The following is a 9,983-nucleotide window of genomic DNA, read 5'->3' on the forward strand; positions in this document are numbered from 1 at the left end:
GGCCTCTTCTATTCGCGCAAGGTCATGCCATTGGCCGGCAACGGCAAGGCCGTCTTGTAGCGCACCTGTTTCAAGGCAAAACTCGAGCGGATATTTGCCACCCCCGGCAACCGGGTCAGGTAGTCGAGAAAGCGCTCCAGCGCCTGGATACTCGGCAACAGCACCCGTAGCAGGTAATCCGGGTCCCCGGTCATCAGGTAGCACTCCATCACCTCGGGCCGTTCGGCAATTTCTTCCTCGAAGCGGTGCAACGACTGCTCTACCTGTTTTTCCAGGCTGACATGGATGAACACATTCACATCCAGCCCCAACGCCTCGGGCGACAACAAGGTCACCTGCTGGCGGATCACCCCCAGTTCTTCCATGGCCCGCACCCGGTTGAAACAGGGCGTGGGCGACAGGTTGACCGAGCGTGCCAGCTCGGCGTTGGTGATGCGGGCGTTTTCCTGCAGGCTGTTGAGAATGCCGATATCGGTACGATCGAGTTTGCGCATGAGACAAAATCACCGGTTTTTTGTGTTTATGCGGAATGTTTATCTGCCCCGCTCGGCAAAGGCAACCAACTTGAGAGAAAAATTCTCCCGCCGGGCCACTAACATGTAGATGACGCTGACCTACCAGTCACAAGCCGGTATTCAGCGGCGGCCGCTTCAGAGCTCACAAAAACAAATACCCGAGCGAGCGTAAAAAGCATGAACGAGTACGCCCCCCTGCGTTTGCATGTGCCCGAGCCCACCGGCCGGCCAGGCTGCCAGACCGATTTTTCCTACCTGCGCCTCAACGATGCAGGTCAAGCCCGTAAACCCCCTGTCGATGTCGACGCTGCCGACACTGCCGACCTGTCCTACAGCCTGGTCCGCGTGCTTGACGAGCACGGCGACGCGCAAGGCCCGTGGGCCGAAGACATCGACCCGCAAATTCTCCGCCAAGGCATGCGCGCCATGCTCAAGACGCGGATCTTCGACAGCCGCATGGTGGTTGCCCAACGGCAGAAGAAGATGTCCTTCTACATGCAGAGCCTGGGCGAAGAAGCCATCGGCAGCGGCCAGGCGTTGGCGCTGAACCGCACCGACATGTGCTTCCCGACCTACCGCCAGCAAAGCATCCTTATGGCCCGTGACGTGTCGCTGGTCGAGATGATCTGCCAACTGCTGTCCAACGAGCGCGACCCGCTCAAGGGCCGACAGCTGCCGATCATGTACTCGGTACGCGAAGCCGGCTTCTTCACCATCAGCGGCAACCTGGCCACTCAGTTCGTGCAGGCGGTCGGCTGGGCCATGGCGTCGGCGATCAAAGGCGATACCAAGATCGCTTCGGCCTGGATCGGCGACGGCGCCACCGCCGAATCGGACTTCCACACTGCCCTCACCTTTGCCCACGTGTACCGCGCCCCGGTGATTCTCAACGTGGTCAACAACCAGTGGGCCATTTCTACCTTCCAGGCCATCGCCGGTGGCGAGTCGACTACCTTTGCCGGCCGTGGCGTGGGTTGTGGTATCGCTTCGCTGCGGGTTGACGGCAACGACTTCGTCGCCGTGTACGCCGCCTCGCGCTGGGCTGCCGAGCGCGCTCGTCGCGGCCTGGGCCCAAGCCTGATCGAGTGGGTCACCTACCGCGCCGGCCCGCACTCGACCTCGGACGATCCGTCCAAGTACCGCCCTGCCGATGACTGGAGCCACTTCCCGCTGGGCGACCCGATCGCCCGCCTGAAGCAGCACCTGATCAAGATCGGCCACTGGTCCGAGGAAGAACACCAGGCCACCACGGCCGAGTTCGAAGCGGCGGTGATTGCCGCGCAGAAAGAAGCCGAGCAGTACGGCACCCTGGCCAACGGTCACATCCCGAGCGCCGCCTCGATGTTCGAGGACGTGTACAAGGAGATGCCCGACCACCTGCGCCGTCAACGCCAGGAACTGGGGGTTTGAGATGAACGACCACAACAACAGCATCAACCCGGAAACCGCCATGGCCACCACTACCATGACCATGATCCAGGCCCTGCGCTCGGCCATGGATGTCATGCTCGAGCGCGACGACAATGTGGTCGTGTACGGCCAGGACGTCGGTTACTTCGGCGGCGTGTTCCGCTGCACCGAAGGCCTGCAGACCAAGTACGGCAAGTCGCGCGTGTTCGACGCGCCAATCTCCGAGAGCGGCATCGTCGGCACCGCCGTTGGCATGGGTGCCTACGGTCTGCGCCCGGTCGTGGAGATCCAGTTCGCCGACTACTTCTACCCCGCCTCCGACCAGATCGTCTCCGAGATGGCGCGCCTGCGCTACCGTTCGGCCGGCGAGTTCATCGCCCCGCTGACCTTGCGCATGCCTTGCGGCGGCGGCATCTATGGTGGCCAGACCCACAGCCAGAGCCCGGAAGCGATGTTCACCCAGGTGTGCGGCCTGCGCACCGTCATGCCGTCCAACCCGTATGACGCCAAAGGCCTGCTGATTGCCTCGATCGAATGCGACGACCCGGTGATTTTCCTGGAGCCCAAGCGCCTGTACAACGGCCCGTTCGACGGCCACCACGACCGCCCGGTAACACCCTGGTCGAAGCACCCGCACAGCGCCGTACCCGACGGCTACTACACCGTGCCGCTGGACAAGGCCGCCATTACCCGCCCTGGCAATGACGTGACCGTGCTCACCTATGGCACCACGGTATACGTGGCCCAGGTGGCCGCCGAAGAAAGCGGCGTCGATGCCGAAGTGATCGACCTGCGCAGCCTGTGGCCGCTGGACCTGGACACCATCGTCGAGTCGGTGAAAAAGACCGGCCGCTGCGTGGTGGTGCACGAAGCGACCCGCACCTGCGGCTTCGGTGCCGAACTGGTGTCGCTGGTGCAGGAGCACTGCTTCCACCACCTGGAGGCGCCGATCGAACGAGTCACAGGTTGGGACACCCCCTACCCTCACGCACAGGAGTGGGCTTACTTCCCAGGGCCTTCGCGGGTAGGTGCGGCATTGAAAAAGGTCATGGAGGTCTGAATGGGCACGCACGTCATCAAGATGCCGGACATTGGCGAAGGCATCGCGCAGGTCGAGTTGGTGGAATGGTTCGTCAAGGTCGGTGACATCATCGCCGAGGACCAGGTGGTGGCCGACGTCATGACCGACAAGGCCACCGTGGAAATTCCTTCGCCGGTCAGTGGCAAGGTGCTGGCCCTGGGTGGCCAGCCCGGTGAAGTGATGGCGGTCGGTAGCGAACTGATCCGCATCGAAGTGGAAGGCAGCGGCAACCATGTGGATACGCCACAGGCCAAGCCGGTAGACACGCCATCGGCCCCAGTGGCCGCCAAACCAGAACCGCAGAAAGAGATGAAACCCGCCGCGTACCAGGCGCCCGCCCAGCACGAAGCCGCACCCATCGTGCCGCGCCAGCCAGGCGATAAACCGCTGGCCTCGCCGGCCGTGCGCAAACGCGCCTTGGATGCCGGTATCGAACTGCGTTACGTGCATGGCAGCGGCCCGGCCGGGCGCATCCTGCACGAAGACCTCGACGCCTTCATGAGCAAGCCACAGCGTGCTGCCGGGCAAGCGCCGAGTGGCTATGCCAAGCGCAGCGACAGCGAGCAGGTGCCGGTGATCGGCCTGCGCCGCAAGATCGCCCAGCGCATGCAGGACGCCAAGCGCCGGGTCGCGCATTTCAGCTATGTGGAAGAAATCGACGTCACCGCCCTGGAAGCCCTGCGCCAGCAACTCAACAGCAAGCATGGCGATAGCCGAGGCAAGCTGACCCTGCTGCCGTTCCTGGTACGCGCCCTGGTCGTGGCACTGCGTGACTTCCCGCAGATCAACGCCACCTACGACGACGAAGCACAGATCATCACCCGCCATGGCGCGGTGCATGTGGGCATCGCCACCCAAGGTGACAACGGCCTGATGGTGCCGGTGCTGCGCCATGCCGAAGCGGGCAGCCTGTGGGCCAATGCTGGCGAGATTTCGCGCCTGGCCAACGCTGCGCGCAACAACAAGGCCAGCCGTGATGAGCTGTCCGGCTCGACCATCACCCTGACCAGCCTCGGCGCCTTGGGCGGTATCGTCAGCACCCCCGTGGTCAACACCCCGGAAGTGGCCATCGTCGGCGTCAACCGCATGGTCGAGCGACCAGTGGTGATCGACGGCCAGATCGTCGTGCGCAAGATGATGAACCTGTCCAGCTCGTTCGATCACCGCGTGGTCGATGGCATGGACGCCGCACTGTTCATCCAGGCCGTGCGTGGCCTGCTCGAACAACCCGCCTGCCTGTTCGTGGAGTGAACATGAACCCGACCCTTCAAACGACCCTGTTGATCATCGGCGGCGGCCCTGGCGGTTATGTAGCGGCTATCCGCGCCGGACAACTGGGCATTCCCACCGTGCTGGTGGAGGGCCAGGCACTGGGCGGCACCTGCCTGAACATTGGCTGCATCCCCTCCAAGGCGCTGATCCACGTGGCCGAGCAGTTCCACCAGGCATCGCGCTTCACCGAGCCATCGCCACTGGGCATCAGCGTGGCTTCACCACGCCTGGACATCGGCCAGAGCGTGGCCTGGAAGGACGGCATCGTCGACCGCCTGACCAGCGGTGTTGCTGCCCTGTTGAAAAAGCACGGGGTGAAAGTGGTGCACGGCTGGGCCAAGGTGCTCGACGGCAAGCAGGTCGAGGTCGATGGCCAGCGCATCCAGTGCGAACACCTGTTGCTGGCCACTGGCTCCAGCAGTGTCGAACTGCCGATGCTGCCGCTGGGTGGCCCGGTGATTTCCTCGACTGAAGCCTTGGCACCGAAAGCCCTGCCGCAACACCTGGTGGTGGTGGGCGGTGGCTATATCGGCCTGGAGCTAGGCATCGCCTACCGCAAGCTGGGCGCGCAGGTAAGCGTGGTGGAAGCGCGTGAGCGCATCCTGCCAACCTACGACAGCGAACTCACCGCCCCGGTGGCCGAGTCGCTGAAGAAGCTGGGCATCGCCCTGCACCTGGGCCACAGCGTCGAAGGCTACGAAAATGGTTGCCTGCTGGCCAACGACGGCAAGGGCGGGCAACTGCGCCTGGAAGCCGACCAGGTGCTGGTGGCCGTGGGCCGTCGGCCCCGTACCCAAGGTTTCAACCTGGAATGCCTGGCGCTGAAAATGAACGGTGCCGCCATCGCCATCGACGAGCGCTGCCAAACCAGCATGCACAACGTCTGGGCGATCGGCGACGTGGCTGGCGAGCCGATGCTTGCGCACCGGGCCATGGCCCAGGGCGAAATGGTCGCCGAAATCATCGCCGGCAAGGCCCGCCGCTTCGAACCGGCTGCGATTGCCGCCGTGTGCTTCACCGACCCGGAAGTGGTGGTGGTCGGCAAAACCCCGGAGCAGGCCAGCCAGCAAGGCCTGGACTGCATCGTCGCGCAGTTCCCGTTCGCCGCCAACGGTCGGGCCATGAGCCTGGAAGCGAAAAGCGGTTTCGTGCGCGTGGTGGCGCGGCGTGACAACCACTTGATCCTGGGCTGGCAGGCGGTTGGCGTGGCGGTTTCCGAATTGTCCACAGCGTTTGCCCAATCACTGGAAATGGGCGCCTGCCTGGAAGATGTAGCGGGCACCATCCATGCCCACCCGACGCTGGGTGAAGCGGTACAGGAAGCCGCGCTGCGCGCCTTGGGCCACGCACTGCATATCTGACACTGAAGCGGCCGAGGCCGAATTGGCCCGCTGCGCCGTGAGGCGCAGCGGGTCCTTTTTATGCCTGAAGCGGCCCAATCACTCGGCAATCGCGTTCTTGCCAGCATCTTTGGCCCGGTAAAGCGCCTTGTCTGCCCGCGCCAGCAGCGCGTGCTGGTCTTCCCCTTCCCGCCATTGCACCACGCCATAGCTCATGGTCAGCCGACAATCGCCCACCGGTTCCAGCTGCTCCATCGCCTGGCGCAAGCGCGCCGCCACCTCCAGCGCCTCCCCGAGCATGGTCTGCGGCAGCACGATGACGAACTCGTCGCCGCCCCAACGCGCCAGCAGGTCCAATTCGCGCAAGCAGGTGTGCAGGTTTTCGGCCACCCGGACCAGCGCCGCATCGCCACGGGCGTGACCGTAGCGGTCGTTGATGGGCTTGAAATCATCCATGTCCATGGCGATCAGCGACAACGGCTGGCGGAAGCGCTGGGCGCGTTCGCACTCCAACTGCAACGCTTTCTCCAGCCGATAGCGGTTGGCGACCCGGGTCAACGCATCACGTTCGGCCAGTTCACGGTTTTCGTCCAGTTGCCGCTGCAACTGATGGTTCACCCAGGACAGCTCACGGGTGCGTTCGGCCACCTGGTATTCCAGCGACTGGTTCTTCTGCTCCAGCTCTGCCACCAGGCGCTTGCCGGCGTCGATGTTGCGGTGTGCACCAAGCATGCGCGCCACCGAGCCGTCTTCGTTATGCGCGATGATATAGCCGCTGTCTTCGATCCAGATGTAGCTGCCATCCTGGCAACGGCAACGGTATTCGATGAGGTAGCGCTCGTTGCGCTGATTGATGTAGGCCTCGAAATGCGCCATTACCCGTGTGTAGTCTTCGGGATGGATCACGCTTTCCCAGGTAAAAACCGAGTTGGCCATGGAGTGGCTGGCATAACCGAGCATGGTGTACCAGCCTGGATTGCGATAAACGTAACCGGTGTTGGCATTCCAGTCCCAGATGCCATCGCTGATCAACTCGAACAAAGTGTGCAACTGCTGTTCACTGAAGCCGGCTGGTGCCGGCCTGGTTTCCTGATTCATGGACGCTCTCCCTGATGCCCAGCAACTGCGCTCCGTTCAAGGGGCTGCCGACAGTGGTGGTAATTGCCGCAGGCGGCAAGATCATGCCTGTGACGGGCAAGCATATGCCCACCGTGCCGCGACCGGAATAGCACCAACGCGCTATTTGCATGGCGGGGATAGGTGGCATGGCAATTGCCCTTCCCTGCTGCCTATGACATTTCCAAGGAGGAATTCATGACTATCGTAATCAACGACCTCGGCTGGCAGGCCGCGCTCCATCAGCAACAGCGCACCGGCATGGACCAGGCCGCGGCCGACGTGCCGCAGTTCCGTCTACCAGTGGTCGCCAACAGCGCCACCGCGCAGCAGAGCCGCCAGGGCAATACCTCGCAGCAGGATGCCGAGGATGCCCGCGAGGAGGCCTTTGCCAAGCTCAAGGTGCAGTTGCAGAACCCTGGCAACGATCCTGGCCAGCCTGCTGAAATGGGTACGCAACAAACCAGCAGCGCCAGGCAGGACTTCCAGGATCTCATGTCCAAATCGCCTGCCGAGATGATCAAGGAAAAGCTGCTGCGCGAATTGGGCTTGACCGAGGACGAGTACAACGCCCTGCCACCTGAGAAGAAGGAACTGGTCGACCAGCAGATTGCCCAGCGCATGAAGGACGATATCGAGGCCAAGGCCCTGGCGAAGACCAATACTCAGTCAACCGGTGAGGACGAGAACGCACTGGCGGCCCGCCAGGTGTAAGCCCTACGGCGGTCGGTATGGCTGGCAGGGCGTTTCGTATAAGATATCCGCACTGCCTGATTGCTGGAATTTCCCGTGCCGCTGCCGTCTTTCAAAGCTACAGACCTGGGTGCAACACCCTCGATGTCGGAAATCATCGCCAAACACCTGCGCGAGGCGATCATCTCGGGCCAGCTGGCCGAAGGCGAACCCGTGCGCCAGGACGAAGTGGCGCAGGCGTTCAACGTCAGCAAGATCCCGGTGCGCGAGGCCCTGAAGCGCCTTGAGGCTGAAGGCCTGGTGGATTTCCACCGCAACCGTGGTGCATTGGTCACCCGCATCTCGGAACCTGAACTGGCGCAGATGTTCGAGGTACGGGTGTTGCTGGAGGTGAAGGCCATTCGCCTGGCGATCCCCAACATGACCGAACAGCATTTCGCTCGCGCCGAAGCCATTTGCGCGGAGTTCATCGGTGAAGATGACGTTGGCCGCTGGGCCGACCTCAACTGGGCGCTGCACGCTTGCCTGTACGAACCCGCAAGGCGGCCCTATCTGGTGGGCCTGATACGCTCGATCCATGACAAGGTGGAACGCTACCTGCGCATGCAGATGAGCCTGTCGGCGGGCAAGCTGCGCGCCGATCATGAGCACCGCGACATCGTTGCCGCCTGCCGGGCGCGCGATGTAGAGCTGGCGGCGCAACTGATCGAAGAACACATCAACGGGGTGTGCCAGAGCCTGTACGAGCACCTGCCCCACAACTGACTCAACAACCTGCTGCCGCTCGACGCCAAATCTCCCTTCTGGCTTTGTTTTTGCTTATCTAGATATCGTATACGAAATACCATATAAGGAATCAGCGGCATCGATTTGCCAGTGCCGCGCTGCCTACTCCTTCTTCCAATAATTACGTATCGGAGTGCAAAACCATGGCCACACCCTCTTCGGCGGCATCGGTGAATGTCGCAAAAACAGCAGACCAGGCCCCAGCGGGCATCAAGCGTGTGGTAGCTGCGGCCATGGCCGGCGCAGTCGCCGAGTGGTACGAATTTTTCCTTTACGGCACCGCCTCGGCACTGGTCTTCGGCCAGCTGTTCTTCCGCCAGACCGGCAGCGCCATGGATGGGATCATCGCCGCCTTTGCCCTCTATGCCGTAGGTTTCCTCGCCCGCCCCATCGGTGGCCTGGTGTTTGGCCATTACGGTGACAAGGTTGGCCGCAAGCATTTACTGCAAATCAGCCTGATCGTGGTCGGGATAACCACCTTCCTGATGGGCTGCCTGCCCACCTTCGAACGCATCGGCTATGCCGCACCCATCCTGTTGGTGGTGCTGCGGCTGATCCAGGGCTTTGCCTTTGGCGGCGAATGGGGCGGCGCGGTGCTGCTGGTGTCCGAACACAGCCCGGACAACCGCCGCGGCTTCTGGGCCAGCTGGCCACAAGCGGGGGTGCCGGCCGGCAACCTGATCGCCACCATCATCCTGCTGCTGTTGTCATCCAACCTGAGCGAAGCGCAGTTCCTTGACTGGGGTTGGCGGGTGGCCTTCTGGTTCTCGGCGGTGGTGGTGCTGATCGGCTACTGGATCCGCACCCGGGTCGACGATGCACCGATCTTCAAGGAAGCCCAGGCCAAGCAGCAGAAGCTGGAAAGCCAGCAACTGGGCGTGGTGGAAGTGGTTACCAAGTACTGGCGCGAAGTGCTGATCGGCATTGGCGCGCGCTTTGCGGAAAACATCCTTTACTACACCGTCGTCACCTTCTCCATCACCTACCTGAAACTGGTGGTGCACAAGGACACCTCGCAAATCCTGCTACTGATGTTCGGCGCCCACCTGCTGCACTTCTTCATGATCCCGGCGATGGGTTACCTGTCGGACATCATTGGCCGCAAGCCGGTGTACCTGATCGGTGCCGTACTCACTGCGTTCTGGGGTTTCGTCGGCTTCCCGATGATGGACACCGGCAATGACTGGCTGATCATGGCGGCGATCACCCTTGGCCTGGCCATCGAGTCGATGACCTATGCGCCCTATTCCGCGCTGATGGCCGAACTGTTCCCCACCCACGTGCGCTACACCGCTCTTTCCCTGTGCTACCAGGTCGCGCCAATCCTGGCTGGCTCGCTGGCGCCACTGATCGCCGTGACCTTGCTGAAGGAATACAACAGCTCAACGCCCATCGCCTGGTACCTGGTGGCTGCGGCAGCCATCTCGATCGTGGCCGTGGCGGCAGCCAAGGAGACCCGCGGCAAGTCGCTGCGTGCTGTTGACGAAGAATCCGTGGCCCGCAACGCCAGCCGCTGAACAACCCATAAAAATACACACCTTGAGGTAACGACCATGAGCAATATCTTCACCGGCACCATGCCCGCCCTGATGACCCCGTGCACCGCCGAGCGCAAGCCGGACTTCGACGCCCTGGTGCGCAAAGGCCGCGAACTGATCGAAGCCGGCATGAGCGCCGTGGTGTACTGCGGTTCGATGGGTGACTGGCCACTGTTGACCGAGGCCGAGCGCCAGGAAGGCGTGGCCCGCCTGGTGGCCGCCGGCATCCCGA

At 62.7% G+C, this 9,983-nt stretch carries 10 protein-coding genes; 8 read left to right on the forward strand and 2 right to left on the reverse strand.

From position 1 onward, the window contains the following. Positions 1-8: 8 nt before the first annotated feature. Entirely contained in the window at positions 9-494 is a 486-nt protein-coding gene (gene bkdR, locus APH35_RS07915) for a Bkd operon transcriptional regulator BkdR (RefSeq protein WP_012273540.1), read from the reverse strand. 198 nt (positions 495-692) lie between these two features. Here bkdR and APH35_RS07920 point away from each other — a divergent pair, with 198 nt between their 5' ends. Genes APH35_RS07920 through lpdA form a run of 4 tightly spaced genes read left to right on the forward strand, consistent with a single transcriptional unit; the run spans position 693 to position 5,639 of the window. Next, positions 693-1,925: a 3-methyl-2-oxobutanoate dehydrogenase (2-methylpropanoyl-transferring) subunit alpha gene (locus APH35_RS07920; protein ID WP_012273541.1), complete on the forward strand. Its 1,233-nt coding sequence runs from the start codon at positions 693-695 to the stop codon at positions 1,923-1,925. Between the two features lies 1 nt (position 1,926). After that, on the forward strand, positions 1,927-2,985 hold the full coding sequence (locus APH35_RS07925) for an alpha-ketoacid dehydrogenase subunit beta (protein WP_012273542.1): 1,059 nt from the start codon (positions 1,927-1,929) through the stop codon (positions 2,983-2,985). Continuing rightward, positions 2,986-4,257 carry a dihydrolipoamide acetyltransferase family protein gene (locus tag APH35_RS07930; protein WP_060493046.1) on the forward strand — a complete coding sequence of 424 codons (1,272 nt, stop codon included), beginning with the start codon at positions 2,986-2,988 and terminating at the stop codon, positions 4,255-4,257. Between the two features lie 2 nt (positions 4,258-4,259). Continuing rightward, positions 4,260-5,639, forward strand: a complete 1,380-nt coding sequence (gene lpdA / locus APH35_RS07935; protein ID WP_012273544.1) for a dihydrolipoyl dehydrogenase — start codon at positions 4,260-4,262, stop codon at positions 5,637-5,639. A gap of 78 nt (positions 5,640-5,717) precedes the next feature. Here the strand turns inward: lpdA and APH35_RS07940 are convergent, their stop codons facing one another. Next, positions 5,718-6,716, reverse strand: a complete 999-nt coding sequence (locus APH35_RS07940) for a diguanylate cyclase (RefSeq protein WP_012273545.1) — start codon at positions 6,714-6,716, stop codon at positions 5,718-5,720. 216 nt (positions 6,717-6,932) lie between these two features. Between APH35_RS07940 and APH35_RS07945 the strand changes: the two genes are divergently transcribed. From APH35_RS07945 to APH35_RS07960, 4 genes are all read left to right on the forward strand, one after another. Next, positions 6,933-7,448 (forward strand): hypothetical protein, encoded by a 516-nt coding sequence (locus tag APH35_RS07945; protein WP_060514517.1) that lies wholly within the window; start codon positions 6,933-6,935, stop codon positions 7,446-7,448. Positions 7,449-7,571: 123 nt separating this feature from the next. After that, positions 7,572-8,192 carry a GntR family transcriptional regulator gene (locus APH35_RS07950; RefSeq protein ID WP_012273547.1) on the forward strand — a complete coding sequence of 207 codons (621 nt, stop codon included), beginning with the start codon at positions 7,572-7,574 and terminating at the stop codon, positions 8,190-8,192. 164 nt (positions 8,193-8,356) lie between these two features. Beyond that, positions 8,357-9,730 (forward strand): fosfomycin efflux MFS transporter AbaF, encoded by a 1,374-nt coding sequence (abaF, locus tag APH35_RS07955; RefSeq protein ID WP_012273548.1) that lies wholly within the window; start codon positions 8,357-8,359, stop codon positions 9,728-9,730. Between the two features lie 36 nt (positions 9,731-9,766). Continuing rightward, a partial coding sequence (locus tag APH35_RS07960; protein WP_177335354.1) for a dihydrodipicolinate synthase family protein occupies positions 9,767-9,983 on the forward strand: 217 nt, incomplete at its 3' end.

The organism is Pseudomonas sp. NBRC 111132, from assembly GCF_001320565.1.
Lineage (GTDB): Bacteria > Pseudomonadota > Gammaproteobacteria > Pseudomonadales > Pseudomonadaceae > Aquipseudomonas > Aquipseudomonas putida_P.

Bases quoted from the DNA above. Each gene is read 5' to 3' on its own strand.
- bkdR (WP_012273540.1), bottom strand. From the start codon at position 494: ATGCGCAAACTCGATCGTACCGATATCGGCATTCTCAACAGCCTGCAG.
- APH35_RS07920 (WP_012273541.1), top strand. From the start codon at position 693: ATGAACGAGTACGCCCCCCTGCGTTTGCATGTGCCCGAGCCCACCGGC.
- APH35_RS07925 (WP_012273542.1), top strand. From the start codon at position 1,927: ATGAACGACCACAACAACAGCATCAACCCGGAAACCGCCATGGCCACC.
- APH35_RS07930 (WP_060493046.1), top strand. From the start codon at position 2,986: ATGGGCACGCACGTCATCAAGATGCCGGACATTGGCGAAGGCATCGCG.
- lpdA (WP_012273544.1), top strand. From the start codon at position 4,260: ATGAACCCGACCCTTCAAACGACCCTGTTGATCATCGGCGGCGGCCCT.
- APH35_RS07940 (WP_012273545.1), bottom strand. From the start codon at position 6,716: ATGAATCAGGAAACCAGGCCGGCACCAGCCGGCTTCAGTGAACAGCAG.
- APH35_RS07945 (WP_060514517.1), top strand. From the start codon at position 6,933: ATGACTATCGTAATCAACGACCTCGGCTGGCAGGCCGCGCTCCATCAG.
- APH35_RS07950 (WP_012273547.1), top strand. From the start codon at position 7,572: ATGTCGGAAATCATCGCCAAACACCTGCGCGAGGCGATCATCTCGGGC.
- abaF (WP_012273548.1), top strand. From the start codon at position 8,357: ATGGCCACACCCTCTTCGGCGGCATCGGTGAATGTCGCAAAAACAGCA.